The 18,894-nt window shown below is 67.7% G+C and carries 19 protein-coding genes; 4 read left to right on the top strand and 15 right to left on the bottom strand.

Annotation, left to right across the window (positions count from 1 at the left end):
• Nucleotides 1-20: 20 nt before the first annotated feature.
• From BSQ44_RS07255 to BSQ44_RS07240, 4 genes are all read right to left on the bottom strand, one after another.
• Entirely contained in the window at nucleotides 21-608 is a 588-nt protein-coding gene (locus tag BSQ44_RS07255) for a histidine phosphatase family protein (protein WP_072602597.1), read from the bottom strand.
• A gap of 43 nt (nucleotides 609-651) precedes the next feature.
• Complete coding sequence (fabI, locus tag BSQ44_RS07250; RefSeq protein ID WP_072602596.1) at nucleotides 652-1,470, bottom strand: enoyl-ACP reductase FabI; 819 nt, start codon at nucleotides 1,468-1,470, stop codon at nucleotides 652-654.
• Nucleotides 1,471-1,551: 81 nt separating this feature from the next.
• Complete coding sequence (locus BSQ44_RS07245) at nucleotides 1,552-2,469, bottom strand: DnaJ C-terminal domain-containing protein (protein WP_072602595.1); 918 nt, start codon at nucleotides 2,467-2,469, stop codon at nucleotides 1,552-1,554.
• Between the two features lie 104 nt (nucleotides 2,470-2,573).
• Complete coding sequence (locus BSQ44_RS07240; protein ID WP_157894538.1) at nucleotides 2,574-2,972, bottom strand: RT0821/Lpp0805 family surface protein; 399 nt, start codon at nucleotides 2,970-2,972, stop codon at nucleotides 2,574-2,576.
• A 111-nt stretch (nucleotides 2,973-3,083) separates the two neighbouring features.
• Here BSQ44_RS07240 and pdxH point away from each other — a divergent pair, with 111 nt between their 5' ends.
• Nucleotides 3,084-3,698: a pyridoxamine 5'-phosphate oxidase gene (gene pdxH, locus BSQ44_RS07235; protein WP_072602593.1), complete on the top strand. Its 615-nt coding sequence runs from the start codon at nucleotides 3,084-3,086 to the stop codon at nucleotides 3,696-3,698.
• 13 nt (nucleotides 3,699-3,711) lie between these two features.
• On the opposite strand, the gene BSQ44_RS07230 is transcribed toward pdxH, so the two are convergent.
• Complete coding sequence (locus BSQ44_RS07230) at nucleotides 3,712-4,518, bottom strand: adenylate/guanylate cyclase domain-containing protein (RefSeq protein ID WP_072602592.1); 807 nt, start codon at nucleotides 4,516-4,518, stop codon at nucleotides 3,712-3,714.
• A gap of 339 nt (nucleotides 4,519-4,857) precedes the next feature.
• Here BSQ44_RS07230 and BSQ44_RS07225 point away from each other — a divergent pair, with 339 nt between their 5' ends.
• Nucleotides 4,858-9,087: a hypothetical protein gene (locus tag BSQ44_RS07225; protein WP_072602591.1), complete on the top strand. Its 4,230-nt coding sequence runs from the start codon at nucleotides 4,858-4,860 to the stop codon at nucleotides 9,085-9,087.
• Nucleotides 9,088-9,128: 41 nt separating this feature from the next.
• Here BSQ44_RS07225 and BSQ44_RS07220 read toward each other — a convergent pair whose 3' ends face one another.
• Together BSQ44_RS07220 and BSQ44_RS07215 are read right to left on the bottom strand one after the other, a co-directional pair.
• Nucleotides 9,129-9,881 (bottom strand): crotonase/enoyl-CoA hydratase family protein, encoded by a 753-nt coding sequence (locus BSQ44_RS07220; RefSeq protein ID WP_072602590.1) that lies wholly within the window; start codon nucleotides 9,879-9,881, stop codon nucleotides 9,129-9,131.
• A gap of 40 nt (nucleotides 9,882-9,921) precedes the next feature.
• The gene (locus BSQ44_RS07215; RefSeq protein ID WP_072602589.1) at nucleotides 9,922-11,694 is read right to left on the bottom strand and encodes an acyl-CoA dehydrogenase; all 1,773 of its coding nucleotides are present in this window, start codon (nucleotides 11,692-11,694) and stop codon (nucleotides 9,922-9,924) included.
• Nucleotides 11,695-11,976: 282 nt separating this feature from the next.
• Here BSQ44_RS07215 and BSQ44_RS07210 point away from each other — a divergent pair, with 282 nt between their 5' ends.
• Complete coding sequence (locus tag BSQ44_RS07210; protein WP_072602588.1) at nucleotides 11,977-12,192, top strand: LIM domain-containing protein; 216 nt, start codon at nucleotides 11,977-11,979, stop codon at nucleotides 12,190-12,192.
• A gap of 13 nt (nucleotides 12,193-12,205) precedes the next feature.
• On the opposite strand, the gene BSQ44_RS07205 is transcribed toward BSQ44_RS07210, so the two are convergent.
• The 6 genes from BSQ44_RS07205 to purD form a co-directional block, all read right to left on the bottom strand.
• Complete coding sequence (locus BSQ44_RS07205; RefSeq protein ID WP_072602587.1) at nucleotides 12,206-12,778, bottom strand: SRPBCC family protein; 573 nt, start codon at nucleotides 12,776-12,778, stop codon at nucleotides 12,206-12,208.
• Entirely contained in the window at nucleotides 12,775-13,119 is a 345-nt protein-coding gene (locus BSQ44_RS07200) for an ArsR/SmtB family transcription factor (RefSeq protein WP_114579932.1), read from the bottom strand. Before BSQ44_RS07200 ends, BSQ44_RS07205 begins: the two co-directional genes overlap by 4 nt.
• Nucleotides 13,120-13,259: 140 nt before the next feature.
• Nucleotides 13,260-13,403, bottom strand: coding sequence for a hypothetical protein (locus BSQ44_RS27195; protein WP_169858323.1), 144 nt, complete (start codon nucleotides 13,401-13,403; stop codon nucleotides 13,260-13,262).
• A complete protein-coding gene (locus BSQ44_RS07195; protein WP_072602585.1) occupies nucleotides 13,396-13,698 on the bottom strand; it encodes a hypothetical protein in 303 nt (100 codons plus the stop codon). Before BSQ44_RS07195 ends, BSQ44_RS27195 begins: the two co-directional genes overlap by 8 nt.
• Nucleotides 13,695-13,952, bottom strand: a complete 258-nt coding sequence (locus BSQ44_RS07190) for a hypothetical protein (RefSeq protein WP_072602584.1) — start codon at nucleotides 13,950-13,952, stop codon at nucleotides 13,695-13,697. The genes BSQ44_RS07195 and BSQ44_RS07190 overlap by 4 nt, the downstream gene beginning before the upstream one ends.
• Before the next feature lie 325 nt (nucleotides 13,953-14,277).
• Nucleotides 14,278-15,558: a phosphoribosylamine--glycine ligase gene (gene purD / locus BSQ44_RS07185; RefSeq protein ID WP_072602583.1), complete on the bottom strand. Its 1,281-nt coding sequence runs from the start codon at nucleotides 15,556-15,558 to the stop codon at nucleotides 14,278-14,280.
• A gap of 111 nt (nucleotides 15,559-15,669) precedes the next feature.
• On the opposite strand from purD, the gene ubiA reads away from it, so the two are divergent.
• A complete protein-coding gene (ubiA, locus tag BSQ44_RS07180) occupies nucleotides 15,670-16,653 on the top strand; it encodes a 4-hydroxybenzoate octaprenyltransferase (protein WP_072602582.1) in 984 nt (327 codons plus the stop codon).
• A gap of 15 nt (nucleotides 16,654-16,668) precedes the next feature.
• On the opposite strand, the gene BSQ44_RS07175 is transcribed toward ubiA, so the two are convergent.
• Together BSQ44_RS07175 and BSQ44_RS07170 are read right to left on the bottom strand one after the other, a co-directional pair.
• Entirely contained in the window at nucleotides 16,669-17,232 is a 564-nt protein-coding gene (locus BSQ44_RS07175) for a DUF6101 family protein (protein ID WP_072607915.1), read from the bottom strand.
• Between the two features lie 408 nt (nucleotides 17,233-17,640).
• Nucleotides 17,641-18,795 carry a PA0069 family radical SAM protein gene (locus tag BSQ44_RS07170; RefSeq protein ID WP_072602581.1) on the bottom strand — a complete coding sequence of 385 codons (1,155 nt, stop codon included), beginning with the start codon at nucleotides 18,793-18,795 and terminating at the stop codon, nucleotides 17,641-17,643.
• Between the last annotated feature and the right edge of the window lie 99 nt (nucleotides 18,796-18,894).

The following is an 18,894-nucleotide window of genomic DNA, read 5'->3' as shown; positions in this document are numbered from 1 at the left end:
GCGTCCGCGAACGCGGCGGCTCACAGCCAGTCGAGCCGCCCGTCGGAATAGCGCAGAATGCTGTCCTGCGGCACGTCCATCATCTCGGCCTCGGCACGGGTGGCCGTGCCGGTCTGCAGGAAGATGGAACGGATGACACCGCCATGCGTGACGCAGACCGTGTCGCGCCCGATCGCGGCAAGCCAGGGACGGACGCGCTCCGACAGCATCTCGTAGCTCTCGGCGGAAGGTCCCGGCGGCAGGAAGCCCCATTTGTCGCGTTCGCGCGCCTCCTCCGAGCCGGGAAATGCCGCCTCGATCCGGTCGATCGTCAGCCCCTGCCAGTCGCCGAAATGCAGTTCCATCAGTCTCGGTTCCAGCCGGTACCCCTGCGGTTCCATGCCGAGTTCGGTCCGCACGATTTCCATGGTCTCGCGGGTGCGCCTCAAGGGGCTGGCGACAAAGTCGAACCGGGCCGGTTCATCGATCAGTTCGGCAAGCCTGCGGCCGTTGCGGCGCGCCTGTTCGCGGCCGGTCGCGTTGATGTCGACGTCGTGCTGGCCCTGGAACCGGCTTTCGACGTTCCAGTCGGTCTGGCCGTGGCGGACGAAGTAGACGAGCGGGGGCATCGCTTCCTGGTTCCGGGACGGTTGGGGGGCGGAATTACGGGCGTCAGTCCTTGACCGTGGAGATGTCCGGTGCGTCGACGGACTTCATGCCGACGACGTGATAGCCCGAATCGACGTGGTGCACCTCGCCGGTGACGCCGCGAGACAGGTCGGACAGGAAGTACAGGCCCGAATCGCCGACTTCCTCGATCGATACGGTGCGCTTCAGCGGGGAGTTGTATTCGTTCCACTTCAATATGTAGCGGAAATCGCCGATGCCGGATGCCGCGAGCGTCTTGATGGGGCCGGCGGAGACCGCGTTGACGCGGATGCCGCTGCCGCCGAGATCGACCGCGAGATAGCGCACGCTGGCTTCTAGCGCCGCCTTGGCGACGCCCATGACGTTGTAGTGCGGCATGACCTTCTCGGCGCCGTAATAGGTCAGCGTCAGGATCGATCCGCCATTGGTCATCAGCGGCTCGGCGCGCTTGGCGACCGCCGTCAGCGAGTACACGGAGATATCCATGGTGCGGAGGAAATTCTCGCGCGTCGTCTCCACGTAGCGCCCGTCGAGTTCGTCCTTGTCGGAGAACGCGATGGCGTGGACAAGGAAGTCAATACCGCCCCAGCGCTCCTTCAGGCCGTCGAACACGGCGTCGACGGTGGCGGGATCGGTGACGTCGCAATGGCCGGCGAGATGGGCGCCCAGCTCCTCGGCGAGCGGGCCGACCCGCTTCCTGAAGGCGTCTCCCTGGTAGGTGAGCGCGAGTTCGGCGCCCTGGTCGGCGCAGGCCTTGGCGATGCCCCAGGCGATCGAACGGTTGTTGGCGATGCCCATGATCAGGCCGCGCTTGCCGGCCATCAGACCATTACCCGTCGCCATCGCATTCTCTCCCGGACTGGCTTTCTCGCGGCACTGCCTATCGCACAGCGATCCCCTCGGGACAAGCGGACAGGGCGGCGATCAGTGAGCCATGCGGCGGGCCAGGACCTCCAGGTCGGAACGCTGGTCCTCCGGCAGCATGATGCGCACGTGGACGTAGAGATCGCCCTCGCCGCCGGTCTTTTCCGGCAGGCCGCGGCCCTTGAGGCGCAGCACCTTGTCGGAGCCCGACCATGCGGGAACCGTGACCGCCAGCTTTCCCGCCACCGTCTCCACGGGAAGCTTGGCGCCGAGCACCGCATCCTTCAGGTCGACGAAGAGGTCGGCGTGAAGGTCGCGGCCCTCGATGCGGTAGCGCGGATGCGGGCGGAACCGTAGCTTGACCAGCGCGTCGCCGCCGTTCTCGCCCTGCCCCTTCAGGCGGATCGTCTGGCCGTCCTCGACGTAGCGCGGCAGCTTGACGGCGAGCTTGCGGCCACCGGGGAACAGGACGTTGACATGCGCACCCGTCGCGGCTTCCTCGAGCGAGATGTCGAGGGTGGCCGTGGTGTCGGCCGGACGCGGGCCGGCGCGGCGGTTACCGGCACCAGCGGCACCCGCGCCGCCACGGCCGAAGGCCTGGCCGAACAGTTCGCTGAAAATGTCCTCCGAGCCGAGGCCGGCGCCGTCGGGACCGCCGCTGCGGAACTCGAAGCGCGTGCTGCCGGCGCCCGGCCCGCGCCGGAAACCGGCGAACGGATCGCCGTGGGCGGCGCCCTCGAAGCCCTGGTAGCGCGGCTTGCCGTCGGCATCGATCTCGCCGCGGTCGAAGGCCGCACGCTTTTGTTCGTCGCCGAGGATCTCGTAGGCCTGGTTGGCGGCATTGAACCGCTCCTTCGCCTTCGGATCCTCCGGGTTCTGGTCCGGATGGTACTTCTTGGCGAGCTTGCGGAACGCGGACTTGATGTCCTTGGCGCTCGCGGACTTGGCCACGCCCAGTGTCTCGTAGGGATCACGCATGTGAGCTGCCTGTGGTGAAAGGAACCTGAATTGTCCTCAATATGAGGGTTCTAGGAAGAAATTCCAGTTTTCGCCGCAGGAATCCGTCGCAAAAAGTTTGATACTCAGGCCGCCTCGAAGACGCGGGTGAACCAGCTGCCGTCCTGCGCCAGGCAGACCTCGGCGGAATGGAGCGCCACGCCCTGGAAACTCTCGCGCGAGACGATGAAGCGGCGGCAGAGCGTGGTGTCCTCGCGGCGTTCGACGATGCGGCTTATCTCGCCGCGCGATCCGGTGTCGGGATTGGCCCAGTGGATGCGGCCGTCGGGCAGTTCGTCGAGATTGGCGGAGGATACGGCGTTGCGGATCGACACCTCGTCCGAGAGCCTTTCCGCGTCGGGGGCAGCGGCCTTGCCAGCGCCGGTCGCGTTGGTGGTGATGGTGGCGTCGACCGCCAGGCTGTCGAGATCGAGCCCTCTGGACGCGCAGCCCGACAGCACGAGAACAACTGTCGCGGCAGCCACCAGCGGACGCCTGGCACAGACGAAAACCGCCCGGAGACCGCTCCGGAATGCTTGAACGCGCCGCGACAATGGGCCATCTCCTTCCCAGGCCTCACCACCTCCCGGGAAACAATGGCGGAAACAGAGTTAACGAAGCATGACTTCACCGAAAGCGCGGAGCCGTTGCGGCTCTTCGCCGAGTGGCTGGCCGATGCCGAAAAGAGCGAACTCAACGATTCAAACGCCGTGGCGCTAGCGACCGTCGACCAGGACGGGCTGCCGAACGTGCGCATGGTGTTGCTCAAGGGCTTCGACGAGAAGGGTTTCGTCTTCTACACCAATCTCGAGAGCGCCAAGGGCACCGAATTGCTCGCCTCCATGAAGGCGGCCATGTGCTTCCACTGGAAGTCGCTGCGCCGCCAGGTGCGCATTCGGGGCCCGGTGGAGGTCGTCTCCGCCGAGGAAGCCGATGCCTATTATGCATCCCGCCCGCGCGGCAGCCGCATCGGCGCCTGGGCGTCGAAGCAGTCGCGCCCGCTCGAAAGCCGCTTCGCGCTTGAGAAGGCGGTGGCGGAATTCACGGCCCACCACGCGATCGGCGAAATTCCCCGCCCCGGGCACTGGTCGGGATTCCGCCTGATGCCGCAGGAGATGGAATTCTGGCACGACCGGCCATTCCGGCTGCACGACCGTATGCGCTTCGAGGCCCGGGACGGCGGCTGGGAGAAGACCAGGCTCTATCCGTGAGCGGCAGGAGCGGTCAACGCTCGCGCCGGCCGCGGCCGGAATAGCGCAAGAACCGGATCGCGGCTGCGACTGCGATGCCGAGCAGCGGCCATTTCGCCCAGAAATCGCCGCCCCATGTGAAAAGGTTGATGGCCGTCACCACCGCCGCAGCGATGGCAAGGCCGGCAAACTCTTTCGGGATCGGGAGCCGGGAGGCGAGGCTACCCGCTGGCGCGGGCGCCGGGGGTGCATTGCGGCCCCAGGAGGCTGGATCGGACGCAGATGGCGGCGCCTCGGGACGACGCGGCCTTGCCGCCTCACCGCCGATCCGCACGGAATAGCTCGGCACGCGCTCCTCGATGTTCTTCACGGCAAGGTCGCCGAGGAAATCGAAGCCAACGGCGACCTTGTTGCGGACCTGCTCGTAGACCGTGCTGGAGATCAGGATGCCGCCCGGCTCTGCCTCCGACTGCAGCCGTGCGGCGATGTTGACACCGTCGCCGTAGATATCGTCACCGTCGACAATGACGTCGCCGAGATTGATGCCTATGCGGAAGAACATCCGCGCTTCCTGCGGCCGCGCCGCATTGCGCTGGGCAAGTTCGTTCTGCACGTCGATCGCCGCGCGGACCGCCTCGACCACGCTGCCGAACTCGGCGATCACCGCGTCACCCCACGTGTTCACCACCCGGCCATTGTGGGTTTCCACCAGCCGGCCCATCGCCTCGCGATACTGCTTCAGCGTAGCGAGCGTGCCCTCCTCGTCGTGCTCCATCAGACGCGAATAGCCCTGCACGTCTGCGGCGAACACCGTGGTCAGCTTTCGGGTCGTGGCGGCCATGGCGGGATCCTTCGGGTGGCAAGGAGGATGTAGCCAATCCGGCAAGTCAGCGCCAGCGCCGGAGAGCCGGACAGGAGGTCGGGCAGGTACCACCACGGCGCCGGGTCAGAGATCCTCTCTGCATAGCGTCGGTTGGACGAGATTCTCAACGGATCCCGATCGCCGTTGCGCGGCAGCTTCGGGCAAGCCAGGCGCGATAGGCTGGCGCACCGACGAAGCAGGGTCCGACCGGACGCGCTCGGCTGGAGGTGGCGCCGCCGCTGCATCGGCGATCGCCCGGCGGCCGGACGGGATAGACCAGGTGTCGGATGTTCGCCGTCGATACCGGAACCCGCCTCGATGCTCTCAAGCCTCACCACCCTTCAAATCAAGTCGCTGTCGGCCAGCATGATCGGCGCCTGGACGCCGGACGAGTTTTCCCAGCTCAAGCCCGGGCAGGTGGCGGCGCTGACGGCGACGCAGGTCTCGGCGCTGTCGACCGACATCGTCGATTCGATGACGGCGACGCAGACCAGCGCGCTGGCGCCGAGCGCGATGAGCGGGCTGACGATGGACCAGCTGAGCGTCCTATCGACCGGCAACGTGGCGAGCCTCACCTCGTCCCAGGTCTCGGCGCTGACCACCGACCAGATCACCGGCCTGAGCACGGAGCAGGCCGAAGCCCTGACGCCCACCCAGATCGCGGGTCTCAGCGTCCGCCAGATCGCCGCCTTCTCTGCCGAGGACATCGCCGCCTTCTCGCCAGAGGACATCGCGGCGATCAGGCCGGCCTCGCTGCGCGGCCTCCCGCCCGAGATCGTCGCGACCTTGACCGCCGAGCAGCTCGGTGCCCTGAACCCCATGCAGATGTCGGCGCTGACGCCCCAGCAAGTCGCCGCCTTCACGGACGAACAGCTCCCGGTGCTTGCGGGATCGCAGATTGCTGCACTGCGGTCGACGCAGATCGGGGCGCTGGGCGAGCGGCTGGCCATACTGTCGCCCGACCAGATCGCCTCGGTAGCGGCCGGCGCAGTGCCGGGGCTGACCGTCGGCCAGATTTCAGCGCTGACGCCCGATCAGGCGCAGGCGCTCGTTCCCCAGCAGATCGCGGCGCTGAATGCCAGGCAGGTCGCGGCACTGGGGCCGGAGCAGGTCGAAGCGTTTACCGCCACCGACATCGCCGCCATTCAATCCCGGGCCATTTCGGGCCTGAGGTCCGAGGTCATCTCCCTCCTGAGCGCCGACCAGATCGCCGGACTGACACCGGCCCAGGTGGCCGCGCTCCAGAGCGGACAGGTCGGCGCATTCACGGAGGAGCAGCTGCCGGCGCTGTCCCCCTCCCAGATCGCGGCGTTCACTTCGCGCCAGGTCGGCGCGCTGGCCAGCGTCGAAGCTTTTTCGGCCACGCAAATCGCTGCGATTTCGCCCCGGGCGTTCCCCGGTCTCTCGGCTGCCCAGATCGGCTCGTTGTCCGCCGAACAGCTCGGCGCCCTCTCGTCCGCACAGATCGCCGCCCTGAGCGCTTCGCAGGTGTCGTCGCTCGACGGGGCGCAGATCGAGGCGATCGAAAGCGAGAGGTTCGCTTTCCTGAAGCCGCTCGCGATCAGGGGAATCTCCAGCGAGACGATGTCGGCACTGAGCGGCGAGAAGATCGGGGTGCTTTCGCCGTCGCAGATATCGGCCCTGTCGACGGGGCAAGTCGCCGCCCTCGGCTCCTCCCAGCTCGATGTGCTGTCGGCGTCCCAGATGCGCGCCCTGACGTCGGCGCATGTCGCGGCGCTGGCGCCCGAGAAGCTCGCGCTGCTCGCCACAAACCAGATCGCCGCGCTCGATCCCCGCGCAATCGCGGGCCTCGGGACCGCGCAGGTCGGCGCGCTGACGCCCGACCAGGTCCAGTCGCTCACCGCGGCACAGGTGTCGCGTCTCAGCTCCCGGCAGGTGGCCGCACTCGGTGCCGAGGCATTGCAGGCCCTGCCGCCGGCCAGCGTAGCCTCGATTCCTCCAGCATCCATCGCCGCCCTGTCGCCGGCCAGCATCGCCGCGTTCGAACCCGAGAAGATATCGGCGTTGACCACGAGCCAGATCGCCGCGCTGAAGATGTCCCAGGTCGCCGCGCTCTCGCCGACGCAGGTGGAGGCGCTTTCGACGGCGCAGATCGGCGCATTCAGCGGGCTGCAGCTCGCCGCGCTGGAGACGAACGCGTTGCAGACGTTCTCGCCGGCGCAGATCGGCGCCATCAACGTCAGGGCGATCCCGGGGCTGACGACGGAGCAGATGGCAGGGCTGAGCGAAAGCCACGTCGACGCGCTGGCCGCCAAGCAGGTCGCCGCCCTGACGGCGCGGCAGCTCGACGCAATCTCCGCCCCAGCGCTGCAAATACTCGTCGGCAGCGAACTCGCCGCGATCAGTCCGTCGGCACTCTCCGGGCTGGCCCCAGCCTCGATTGCCGCGTTTTCTCCCGACCAGATCGCGACCTTGACGCCGGCACAGACGGCCGGGCTGAAGCCGGACCAGGTCGCCGCCTTGTCCAGCGACCAGTTCTCGGCCTTCGGCGCCACCCAGATGCGGGCGCTGGGCGCCAGCCAGATGGCTTCGATGAGCCTCGACGCCCTCGCCGCGCTGACGACCGATCAGATCTCGGCACTGAGCCCCAAAGCCGTCGGGGGTCTCACGACCGCGCAGGTGGCCGCGCTGACACCCCTGCAGGCCGAGGCGCTCACCGGCGCCCAGCTTGCTACCCTGTCGTCGAACCAAGTCGCGGCGTTCGAGGCAGAGGACATCGCGACATTCTTGCCTTCCGAGATCTCGGCGCTGACCGGCGGTGCGATCGCGGGCCTGCCACCGGCAAGCATCGCCGCACTCAGCGGCGACCACATCGCCGCGCTGACCAAGCCCCAAATCGGCGCGCTGAAGGCGAGCCAGATCGGCACCTTGACAGTTTCGCAGACACAGTTCTTCACTCCGGCCCAGATGGGCGCGCTCTCCCCGGCGCAGCTTGCCGCGTTGACGCTGGACAGTACCGCGGCGCTCGGCACCGCGCAGATTGCCGGTCTGACGGCGAAGGCCGTCGGCGGTTTCACCGCGCAGCAGATCGCGACGCTCAGCGCAGACCAGATGGACGCGCTGACGGCGGTACAGGTTCGCGGCCTCGCCGCCGAGCAGATCGCAGCGCTCACGCCGGCACAACTGTCGACGTTTTCTCCCGAGGACATAGCTGCCATCACCCCCGCCGCGATCGTCGGCATGATGCCGGAGCGGATTCCGGGGCTGACCGCCGAGCAGACCGGCGCGCTGACCGCCGGCCATATCGGCGCCCTGAAGCCCGAACAGGTCGCAGCCTTCAGCCCGGCGCAGTTGCAGGGGCTGACCGGGAGCCAGATCGCGGGCATGGGCGCGGCCCAGCTCGCCGCGATTCCGGCGGAAAGCATCGCCGGCCTGACGGCGGAGCAGGTCGCTGCGCTCGCGACGAAGGCCATACCCGGCCTGACTTCCGCGCAGCTCGGCGCGTTCGGCGTGCTTCAGATCGATGCGCTGTCGCCGGCCCAGATCGGCGCCCTCACCGCTCTGCAACTGACCTCGGTCGGTACCGACGTGCTTTCGGCTTTCGAACCCGAGGATATTTCCGCCATCGCGCCGGCCGCAATCTCCGGCCTCGCTCCCGGGCTCGTGGCGGGGCTCACGCTGGAGCAACTGGCGGCCGTGAAGCCGACCCAGATCGCGTCCCTGACGGGCATGCAGCTCCAGGCCCTTTCGCCCACCCAGGCCGCCGCGCTGGACACCACGCAGGTGGCCGCGCTGACATCGGGGCAGATCTCCTCACTGACGCCGGACGCGGTTCTCGCCTTCTCGGCGGAGCAGATCGGAGCCATCACGCCCTCGGCCGTTTCCGGATTGACGGCGACGCAGGTCGGGCTCCTGTCGACGCAGCAGGTCGACGCCTTGTCCTCCGCCCAGATCGGGGCCCTGACCGCTTCGCAACTGGGCGCGCTCACCAGCGAGCAGGTGGCGACGTTGTCGGTGGAGGATATTGCGGCGATCAGCGTGTCGGCGATTTCGGGACTCTCGACCCACAATGTCGCTGCGCTCGACCTCGACCAGCTCGCTGCCCTTACGACCAGCCAATTCTCGTCGCTGGGCTACCACCAGCTCAGGGCGCTGACGCCGGCGCAGATCGGCACCCTGTCGGGCCCGCAGATCGGGGCGCTCAATGCACTGCAGGTGGCGGCGCTCGGCGGCGATATCCAGAACCGCTTCTCGCTGGAGCAGATCGCGTCCATCGCCCCACAGGCGATCGGCGGCGTCTCGCCGGCGCAGATCGGCGCGCTCGGCTTCGACCAGGTGGCCGCCCTGACCGCACCTCAGGTCGCCTCCTTGAGCGCCACGCAGATGTCGTCCATCCGACCGGACAGGATCACCGCGTTTTCACCGGAAGACATCGCCGCGATCAGTATCTCAGCATTGCCGGGGCTGTCGACGGCGGCGATATCGAACCTCACGCGCGCCCAGCTGATGGCGGTCACGGCGGAGCAGGCGAACGCGTTGTCTGCCGATCAGATCGCAGCCTTCATGGCGCGCTACGAAGAGGTGTAGCGGGAACGAGCCGACGCTCGCGCGCCAGCGGCGACCGGCCCCTACCCCTTCTTGCGGCTCATGAAGGCCATGAACGCCTGGCGGGCCTCGTCGGACTTCAGCCGGGCGCGGAAGTGGGTGCCTTCTTCCTTGATGCGGGCGACCACGTCCTCTCGGTCGCCGCGCATCAGGTCGCGCGCGATCTTAAGCGCCTCGGGCGGTTTGGCGGCGATGGCCTCGGCGGCCTTCAGCGCGGCGGCCTCGAGTTCGTCCTCGCCAACGACGGCATAAATGAGACCGGCGGCTTTCGCCCGCTCCGCCGAAAAGCCCTCGCCGAGACCGAGCAGGGCGAAGGCCTGTTGGCGCCCCAGCACCGCCGGCGCGAGCAGGCTGGAGCCTGCTTCGGGCACGAGGCCGAGATCGACGAAGGGCGTGCGGAACTCGGTGCGCGGGGTGGCAAAGGTCAGGTCGCAGTGCAGGTTGATGGTCGTGCCGATCCCGACCGCGATGCCGTCGACCGCCGAGACCAGCGGCTTCTGCGACTTCGCCAGAGCCAGCAGGAAATCATAGACCTCCATGCCGCCCTCGCCGCCGGTCGCAACCGCCATGAAGTCGGACAGATCGTTGCCGGAGGAGAAGGCGCCCGGTACGCCGAGGATCACATGGACCCGCACGGACGCATCGGCGTCGCCCTCGGTCAGCGCCTTGGCCATCGCGGCATACATGGCGCGAGTGATGGCGTTCTTCTTGTCCGGACGGTTCATCCGGATGATCTGCACCGGTCCTTGCCGCGTGACATCGATGTGGTCGGTCATTTTCTTCTCCCCTCGGCGAGCCCAGCTGTTTCTTACCGGGCTAGCCCAGCGCCTTCGCGGCTTCGGCGAGGCTGTCGGCGCCGTCGACCACGCGATCCCGCAGGGCGGCCGTCTCGCCGGCAAGGTTTTCCGCGAAGAAGCGGCAGAGCGCGATGCGGTCGGAGGCTTTGGACGCCACCGCGCCGCGGCCGAGATAGGCGGCGCCGGCGGCAAGCGCGAAGAGGCGGAGGTAGGGCGTGGCGCCGGCGAGCGCGGCGTGCGTGTAGCCCTTTTCGTGGCTGTCCATGAGGAAACGCGTCGTGGCTTCCAAATCGTCGAGCGCGGCCGAAATCTTTTCCGCCGTGCGGCCGAACTCCGGCAGGTTCGAGGCCCGCACCGCCTCGGCGTCCTTGCGCAGTTCGCCGATGTAGCCCGCGACGTGGTCGCCACCGCCGGTTGGAAGCTTGCGCACCACGAGATCGATTGCCTGGATGCCGTTGGTGCCCTCGTAGATGGGCGCGATGCGCGCATCGCGATAGAGCACGGCAGCCCCTGTCTCCTCGACGAAGCCCATGCCGCCGTGCACCTGTACGCCAATGGAGGCGACCTCCACCCCGACGTCGGTCGGAAAGGCCTTGGCCACGGGCGTCAGCAGGTTGGCGCGGTCCTGCCAGTGGCGCGCCGCATCGCCCTGTTTCGCGCGTGCCATGTCGGTGGCGTGCGCGCAGGAATAGGCGATGGCGCGCGAGGCCGCGGTCAGCGCCTTCATGGTCAACAGGTTCCGCTGCACGTCCGGATGGAGCACGATCGGCGCCATGCCCTCGCCCGTGAAGCCGGGCGCCTTGCCCTGGCGGCGCTCGATGGCATAGGCGTGCGCCTTCTGCCAGGCGGCCTCGGCGATCGCCACGCCCTGCATACCGACGGCCAGCCTGGCGTTGTTCATCATGGTGAACATGCAGGCCAGCCCCTTGTTCTCCTCGCCGACCAGGAAGCCCACCGCGCCGGGCTCGCGGTCCTTGGCGAAGCCATCGCCGTAGATCATCGTGCAGGTCGGCGAGGCGTGGATGCCGAGCTTCTCCTCGAGCGAGGAACAGAAGACGTCATTGCGGGCGCCGGGATTGCCCTGTTCGTCCGGCAGGAATTTTGGGACCAGGAACAGCGAGATGCCGCGCGTGCCGGCCGGCGCGTCGGGCAATCGCGCCAGCACCAGGTGCACGATGTTGTCGGTGAAATCGTGCTCGCCGAAGGTGATGTAGATCTTCTGCCCGAAGACGCGGTAGGTGCCGTCGCCGGCCCGTTCCGCCCGCGTCCTCAGCGCGGCGAGGTCCGAGCCAGCTTGCGGCTCGGTCAGGTTCATGGTGCCCATCCATTCGCCCGACACCATCTTCGGCAGATAGAGCACCTTCAATTCCTCGCTGGCGTGCTTCTCGATCGCCTCGACCGCGCCCATCGTCAGGGTGGGGCCCAGAGCGAAGGCCATCGAGCCGGAGTTCCACATCTCCAGCGCCGCCACGCCGAGCATCTGCGGCAGCCCCTGCCCTCCGAATTCCTCCGGGCCGGACAGCGCATTCCAGCCGCCCTCGCACCAGCGCGCGTAGAGATCCTTCCAGCCGTCGGGCATGGTGACGGCCGCATCCTTCAGCCGCGCGCCCTGCTCGTCGCCGGCTTTTGCCAGCGGCGCCACCTCCTCGCCGGCAAATCGTCCGGCCTCCGACAGGATCGCCTCCACCAGATCGGGCGTCAGTTCGGGGAAGGCCCCGTCCTCGATCGCGGCGGAGAGGCCGGCGATGTCGTTCAGCGCGAAGGCGATGTCCTCGACGGGGGCACGGTACATGGATGGTCCTCCTGCATTCCTCGGCGCGCGGGCCAGTCGGCCGGCATGCGTCGCGCTCACGGCTAGTGTTTTTTGACGTTTACGTCAATCAGAGCGCATGGGAAGGCCGGGCAAATCCGTGTGATGATTGTGGTGTGCGGAGGCGCAGGATACCCCTTCCCCCTGATGGCAGAGTTACGGGTGGGGTCCCCTCGATGCCTGCTCGGCGAATGCGTCGCTGCCGGATGAAAGCTCGACCGTTTCGCCGCCTCCGGTTATAAATCCGCCCGAAGGAGTCCTCCCATGCTTGCGCGACCGGAAAAGTTCAGATGTGTCGAATGCGGGTTGGCCTTCGGGCAGGAGGGCTTTCGAAACTACTACGGCAAGCTGGACAACGGCCCGGCCTACTGGTGCGATCGCGGAGTCCTGTGCTCGCCGGCCTGCTCGCTCGCCCATACGCAGCGCCGCGCCGAGGAGGGTACGCTGCCGCGACGGCCGGCGGACAATCCGATGGAATGAGGAACACGTCCGTCTAGCTGCGCTCTCCCGGCGGCTTGCCGTCGCGCTCGTTCTCCCAGCGGCGCCGGGCCTCCTCCAGATCGGCAACAACGCCCGAGGCAGGCCGTTTCGGCAGCGACGGCACGACGGAGCCGATGCCGCTGGCGGCAAGCAGCGCGTCCTCCATGATCCGCAGCGCGACCGGCCAGCCCTTGCCGTGCTCCCGCTCTGCCTCGGCGTCCGGGAAACCGGTCTGGACGAGATCGACGCGGGTGCCGTCGCCGTCGGGCGAAAAATCAACCGACACCGTGGAGTGGAAGTCGGTCCCGGCGAAGAGATAGGAATAGCTCAGCCGGCGGCCTGCTTCGACCTCGTGGTAGACGCCCCACGGATGCTCGATCACGCCGTCCTTGCGGTTTTCCAGCCGCCACAATCCGCCGGGGCGCAGGTCGAGTTCGAGCACCTGAGCGCGAAAACCATGCGAGGAAGCAAACCAGATCGAGACGCAGTCCGGATCCGTCCAGACGCGCCACACCCGATCGGGCGCGGCGGCGAAGCGGCGCTCCAGGCGAAGCACGTTGTGGCGGCGGTCCGCGAGCGCGGTCATGGCTGGTCTCCCTCCCCTTGCCGCGCCGGCATGGCCGCCAGCAGCGCGTCCATCCGTCCGAAGGCTTCTTCCCAGTCGGCGCGGCAGCGATCGATCCAGCGCCGCGCGACCTCGAGCCCTTCGGGCACGATGCGGCAAGGGCGCGTCTGCGCCTCGCGCCCGCGCTCGATCAGCCCGGCCCGCTGCAGGACCTTGAGATGTTTGGAGATCGCCGGCTGGCTCATCCCCCGGCCTTCGACGAGTTGGTTCACCGTGCGCTCTCCGCGCGCCAGTTCCGCCAGAATCGCCCGTCGGGTCGGGTCGGCCAGCGCCGAAAAAGTCTGAGAGAGTGGGTCGGGCATAAGCATATCCGTTTAGTTATATAACTAATCGGATATGCTTTCGCTGATGTCAAGTGTCTCGCCGCTTGGCCACTTGTGCGCACGCGGCGATCAAGTCCCGTTGGCCAGCCGCTCCGCAGCGGCGGCCGCCGCGTCCCGTGTCAGCTCTTCTTGCGCGCCAGCGTCGAAGTCCCGCTCGTCGCCTGCTTGATCTGGCTCCCGAGCGTCGGTTCGGCCTTAGCAGCCACCTTCTCCTGCTTCGGCTTTCTGATCTCGCGCGAGCTGCGTTTCTGTCCCTTAGCCATGACCGAAGGTCCTTTCCATGAGGGAGGTGTCGGCCGCGGGCTCGCGGACGGCTTCAAGGTCGCTCTGCGACGTCACCCGCTCGTGGCGTTCTTCGTCGTTGCGGATGCGGTACTGCAGTGTTCCGCCCTGCGGCGGAAGCGTGCGCGTGACGTAGTAGATCTCCGCCCGAGCGGGCTGCTGCCCGAAACCACCCCGGAAGCGTACTGCCTGGCCGATGGTGAAGAGGTGGGTGGGCGCCTCGCGGCGGGCGGGTCGGGCCACCTGCGGCGCGGGCCTGATTGGAGTAATGGTCATTTGCGGTCCTTTTCCAGTGCGGCGTCGAGATCGCCGGGAGTGATGGGCACCATGCGCCGGGTCGTCGAACGGACACCGACGGCGGGGAGGTGGATAAAGGCGGCGACACGCAGCCACGCGATGTGGGAAGGCCCCTCGATCGCTTCCTCGTCATGATCGACGAGATAGTCTCCGGCGGGTTGCGGCTGGTCGAAGCCGGGCAGCAGGAAGGGCGAGGAGAAGGCGACGGTGGTCTGCGTGGTGCGTGTCGTCACGGTCGGCTCCCCCGCGGCAACGCAAGCGGGCCGCTTATTGTTCGTGTCCGAACCGGAACGCCACCGGGCTGCCAGTACATCCGTGGTCAGCGCCGGGACAGGTTCCGTGTCCGGACGAAACGACCTGCCGCGCCATTCGGCGCGCGCGGTCGCTATCGTGAATTCGGGGGTAAATGGCGGGTCTCTGACACCGCTACAGCCAAGTCGGCCAAATCAACGCACTCTTCAGGTAGGCCTTATCCGGGGCGAATGCAAGGGCGGTGAGTGAGGCCGCAAGAGCAGCGTGCCGCTGCGACGGCCGATGGCTTCCCTCCGAGAGTGGCGTTCAGGCGCCCGCCGTCTCCCGCTCGATCTCGCGCCAGCCGATGTCGCGGCGACAGAAGCCTTGGGGCCAGTCGATCCGCTCGACCGCGGCATAGGCCTTGTCGCGCGCCTCGGCGACCGTGCGGCCGGTGGCGGTAACGTTGAGCACGCGGCCGCCATTGGCCACGATCGCGCCGTCCTTCTCCGCGGTGCCGGCGTGGAAGACCTCGACGCCACCGGATCCCGCTTCGGCCAGGCCGCGGATGGCACCACCCTTTTCGGGCGTACCGGGATAGCCCTTCGCGGCCATCACCACGGTGAGCGCCGCCTCGTCGCGCCAGCGCACCGACATGTGGCCGAGCTGGCCGTCGGCGGCGGCCTTCAGGAGCACCAGGAGGTCGTCCTTCAGCCGCATCATCAGCACCTGGCATTCGGGATCACCGAAGCGGACGTTGTATTCGATAAGCTTGGGCCCGTCCGACGTGAGCATCAGCCCGGCGTAGAGCACGCCGGAGAACGGCGCGCCGGCCTCGGCCATGCCGCGCATGGTGGGTTCGACGATCTCGCGCATCACCTGGTCGACGAGTTCCGGCGTCATCACCGAGGCGGGCGAATAGGCGCCCATGCCGCCGGTGTTCGGCCCCGTGTCGCCTTCGCCAACGCGCTTGTGGTCCTGCGCGGTCCCGAGGGGCAGCGCGATCTTTCCGTCGCACAGGCAAAAGAAGCTCGCCTCCTCCCCTGTGAGGAATTCCTCCACCACCACCTCGGCGCCTGCTCCGCCGAAGGCGCCCTCGAAGCAGTCGTCGACGGCCGAGAGCGCCTCCTCGAGGGTCATCGCCACCGTAACGCCCTTGCCGGCCGCCAGTCCGTCTGCCTTGACCACCACCGGCGCGCCGATATCTCTCAGATAGGCTTTCGCCTTCGGAGCGTTGTTGAAGCGGCGGTAGGCGGCGGTCGGGATGTCCATGCGGGCGCAGAGGTCCTTGGTGTAGCCCTTGGAGCCCTCGAGCCGTGCGGCCTCGGCCGAGGGACCGAAGACGGCTATGCCGCCGTCTCGCAGATGGTCTGCGAGCCCCGCCACCAGCGGCGCTTCGGGTCCGACCACCACGAGGTCGATCGCGTTCGTACGACAGAAAGACAACATGGCGTCGTGGTCGGCCGCGTCCAGCGCCACGCATTCGGCCTCGCGTGCGATTCCGGGATTGCCGGGCGCGGCGTAGAGCTTCGTCAGCATCGGCGAGGCGGCGAGCTTCCAGGCCAGCGCATGTTCGCGTCCGCCCGACCCGATCAGAAGCACGTTCATGTCCCGGTTCCCCGCTGTCTCGGTTGCCGTGACCGCCTAGGCCGGCGGGAGGGGCGGGTCAAGGGAAAGGGCTTCTTGACGCGCCCGCCCTGCCCTGCCACTCAACCCGGCATGGAGACGATCCAATCCCGTGACGCCCAGGGGCGCGTTGCCGATGCCCCGAGCCGGCATTGGGTTTACCGCGCCCTGCCGCAGCGGGCCTGGCCCTATGCGCAGCTGGCGCGGTGGGACAGGCCGATCGGCTGGCAGCTGCTCCTCTGGCCCTGCTGGTGGTCGGCGGCACTCGCGGCGATCGCACATGCGCGGCCGGGCGATCCGGTGCTGAGCCTGTTGCCGAACCCGTGGCACCTCGTGCTGTTCCTCGTCGGCGCGATGGCGATGCGCGGCGCGGGCTGCACCTGGAACGATCTCGCCGACGAGGACATCGATGCCGGCGTCGAGCGCACGCGTTCGCGGCCGTTGCCATCGGGAAAGGTCACGCGGCGGCAGGCCTGGGCGTTCCTGATCGCGCAGGCGCTGATCGGGCTCGTTGTGCTGGTACAGTTCAACGGCTTCACCATCCTGCTCGGCGTCGCTTCGCTGGCCGTCGTGGCGATCTATCCCTTCATGAAGCGCTTCACCGACTGGCCTCAGTTCGGGCTGGGGCTCGCCTTCTCCTGGGGTGCGCTGATGGGCTGGGCGGCGGCCTTCGGGGAACTCGGCTCGCCGGCGCTGCTGCTTTACGCCGGTTCGATCCTGTGGGTGATCGGCTACGACACGATCTATGCGCATCAGGACAAGGAGGACGACGCCGTGGTCGGCGTTCGCTCCACGGCGCGACTGTTCGGTGAACGGACCAAGCCCTGGCTGATCGGCCTCTACGGCGGGGCGCTGGTACTGATGGGGGCTGCCTGCGCCTCGGCCATGGCGCCGTTTCCCGCACTGGCGGGGCTTCTAGCGGCTGGCGCCCACATGATGCGTCAGGTGCAAGCGCTCGACATCGACGATCCCGACCAGTGCCTGCGGCTATTCCGGTCGAACAACGTCGTGGGCTGGCTGGTCTTCCTGGGCTTCGTCGGTGCCGGGATCTGGGCGACGATCAGCCCGCAGTTTTGAGCGGAACCGCCCGCCTCACGAGCGGGCGATGATCTCCTCGCCGCTGATAACGAGACGCAGGCCGAGCGTGGCGGCCTTGCGGCGGGCAAGAAAGCGCGGGCGGCGCGGCTGCGAACCGACGCGCTTGCGACGCTGGATCGGCGCGGCCTTGGCGGCCGCCGACAGCGATTCCTCCAACGTGCGGGCGATGCCGTCGGCCTCAATGAGAAGCATCGGCAGGCGATAGGCTTCCGCCCAGGCCCGCCAGTCGGCCGCGACGTCGTCAAGATCGTAGGCGACCAGCAACGGTATGCACAACATGGGGTCGGAGTGGAGGAGTTCGAGCGTCACCGTGACGCTGCCGTCGCCCTCCTCGATCGCACGCGCGGCGACGCCTCTGAAAGTGCGCGCCGGCAACAGGATCGACACCGGCAGCCCCGAGCGCACCAGCATGCGCCGCATCACCGCGCCGCGCCGGTCGATAGTCACGGTGACCTCGCCCATGTCGTCGCGTGCGGAAAAGCTCGTCACTTGCGGCAGTCTGAAAGGGTCGAGCCGCAATGCGCGGCCAGCCCACGCGGGGTTGGTCACCGAGTTCATCATTCGCCTTCCTGCTTCCCTGAGAGCCGTTCTTGCGGTCCTCGCGGGCCGGATTGTTTCCGGCCTCGTTATGTCTGCAGACTAGCGCGCCAGCCTTACCGGCGGCCTTAAGAAGTTGGGTTAAATTTTGCTGATCCGTTCGATGGTTAGCGGATTGCAACCGGCACGGGCGTAGCACATGCTCTTCGGGCTGTGCGGCGACCACACAAGGGCGGGCACCGAAGGAAAAAAGCCCTCCCGGAGGGGCGGACCGGGAGGGCGCCGTCAGGCCGGGGACGGGGGGGACGGGCCGGACGGAAGGCTGTTGCGGAGAGCGGCGGGCTGGGAAGCGGGAGCGGCGCAGACCTTTGCGATCCGTCCGCAACGCTTCCAGTTCATGCTGTTTGTTCGCGCTCTCCGGAGACGGGCTCAGAGCAGCATCAACTGCTCTCCAGCACGGACCGGCGGCTTGAAGAGATCGGTGCGGAGCGTCAGCTTGGAGCGGTTGAGGCCTAGGCGGCGCGCGGCGATCTCGAAGCGACGGCCGATCTGCCAGGCATAGGGACCGGTGCCCTTCATGCGGGTTCCCCAGCTGGCATCGTAGTCCTTGCCCTCGCGCATGGAGCGCACCAGCGACATCACGTGCCGGTAGCGATCGGGATAGTGCCGGAGCAGCCAGTCCTTGAAGATCGGGCTCACCTCCAGCGGCAGCCGCAGGATGATGTAGCCGGCTTCGCGGGCCCCCATGGCTTCGGCCGATTCCAGGATGCGCTCCACCTCGTGGTCGGTGAGGCCCGGCACGACGGGCGCCACCATGACCGACACCGGTATCCCCGCGCCGGCCAGCGCCTTCATCGCCTCCAGGCGTCGGGTAGGGGTGGCGGCGCGCGGCTCCATGGTGCGGGCGAGCCGGCGGTCGAGCGACGTCACCGAGAATGCGACCTTGGCGAGGCCCTTCTCCGCCATGCGTCCCAGGATATCCGCGTCGCGGGTCACCAGCGCCGACTTGGTGACGATGCCGACAGGATGGTCGTGCGCTTCCAGAACCTCGAGCACTTCGCGCATGATGCGGTACTGCTTTTCGATCGGCTGGTAGGGATCGGTGTTTGTGCCGATCGCGATGGTCTTGGGCTGATAGCCCTCCTTGCCGAGCTCACGTTCCAGGAGCTTCGCGGCGTCCGGCTTGGAGAAAAGCTTCGATTCGAAATCGAGCCCGGCGGACAGCCCCATGTACCCGTGTGTGGGCCGCGCGAAGCAGTAGACGCAACCGTGCTCGCAGCCGCGATAGGGATTGATCGAGCGATCGAAGGAAATGTCGGGAGATTCGTTGCGCGTGATGATCGTGCGCGGCTTTTCCGCCTGCACCTCGGTCTTGAACGGCGGCAGGTCTTCCAGCGTGTTCCAACCGTCGTCGAAGACGTCGCGCCGGATCGCCTCGAAGCGGCCGGCCGGATTGATCCCCGCAGCGCGGCCGCGCCGCCGTTCGCCGCCGACCCTGACACCGCTCTGCTCGATCATGGCGTTGGCCAATCCGCTGTCTCCGCTTGTAAAAGCGGCAATGTCCGCGCGTGCGATCTGTTCCATTCTCGTCTCCGTCCGGTGGCCCGGGGAATCGTCGTTTCGATGAAACTATTCCTATTCACCGAATGAGAACAAATCAAGAACTTTCTCGTTGTGCGGTGC

It is taken from the genome of Aquibium oceanicum, assembly GCF_001889605.1.
In the GTDB taxonomy this organism is placed as follows: Bacteria; Pseudomonadota; Alphaproteobacteria; order Rhizobiales; family Rhizobiaceae; genus Aquibium; species Aquibium oceanicum.
Note: the sequence above shows the minus strand (reverse complement) of the source record. Positions and strands in the feature narration are given on the sequence as shown.

Bases quoted from the DNA above. Each gene is read 5' to 3' on its own strand.
- BSQ44_RS07220 (WP_072602590.1), bottom strand. From the start codon at position 9,881: ATGACCGACCACATCGATGTCACGCGGCAAGGACCGGTGCAGATCATC.
- BSQ44_RS07205 (WP_072602587.1), bottom strand. From the start codon at position 12,778: ATGACCGCGCTCGCGGACCGCCGCCACAACGTGCTTCGCCTGGAGCGC.
- pdxH (WP_072602593.1), top strand. From the start codon at position 3,084: ATGGCGGAAACAGAGTTAACGAAGCATGACTTCACCGAAAGCGCGGAG.
- BSQ44_RS07170 (WP_072602581.1), bottom strand. From the start codon at position 18,795: ATGGAACAGATCGCACGCGCGGACATTGCCGCTTTTACAAGCGGAGAC.
- fabI (WP_072602596.1), bottom strand. From the start codon at position 1,470: ATGGCGACGGGTAATGGTCTGATGGCCGGCAAGCGCGGCCTGATCATG.
- BSQ44_RS27195 (WP_169858323.1), bottom strand. From the start codon at position 13,403: ATGGCTAAGGGACAGAAACGCAGCTCGCGCGAGATCAGAAAGCCGAAG.
- BSQ44_RS07200 (WP_114579932.1), bottom strand. From the start codon at position 13,119: ATGCCCGACCCACTCTCTCAGACTTTTTCGGCGCTGGCCGACCCGACC.
- BSQ44_RS07230 (WP_072602592.1), bottom strand. From the start codon at position 4,518: ATGGCCGCCACGACCCGAAAGCTGACCACGGTGTTCGCCGCAGACGTG.
- BSQ44_RS07195 (WP_072602585.1), bottom strand. From the start codon at position 13,698: ATGACCATTACTCCAATCAGGCCCGCGCCGCAGGTGGCCCGACCCGCC.
- purD (WP_072602583.1), bottom strand. From the start codon at position 15,558: ATGAACGTGCTTCTGATCGGGTCGGGCGGACGCGAACATGCGCTGGCC.
- BSQ44_RS07225 (WP_072602591.1), top strand. From the start codon at position 4,858: ATGCTCTCAAGCCTCACCACCCTTCAAATCAAGTCGCTGTCGGCCAGC.
- BSQ44_RS07255 (WP_072602597.1), bottom strand. From the start codon at position 608: ATGCCCCCGCTCGTCTACTTCGTCCGCCACGGCCAGACCGACTGGAAC.
- ubiA (WP_072602582.1), top strand. From the start codon at position 15,670: ATGGAGACGATCCAATCCCGTGACGCCCAGGGGCGCGTTGCCGATGCC.
- BSQ44_RS07210 (WP_072602588.1), top strand. From the start codon at position 11,977: ATGCTTGCGCGACCGGAAAAGTTCAGATGTGTCGAATGCGGGTTGGCC.
- BSQ44_RS07215 (WP_072602589.1), bottom strand. From the start codon at position 11,694: ATGTACCGTGCCCCCGTCGAGGACATCGCCTTCGCGCTGAACGACATC.
- BSQ44_RS07175 (WP_072607915.1), bottom strand. From the start codon at position 17,232: ATGAACTCGGTGACCAACCCCGCGTGGGCTGGCCGCGCATTGCGGCTC.
- BSQ44_RS07245 (WP_072602595.1), bottom strand. From the start codon at position 2,469: ATGCGTGATCCCTACGAGACACTGGGCGTGGCCAAGTCCGCGAGCGCC.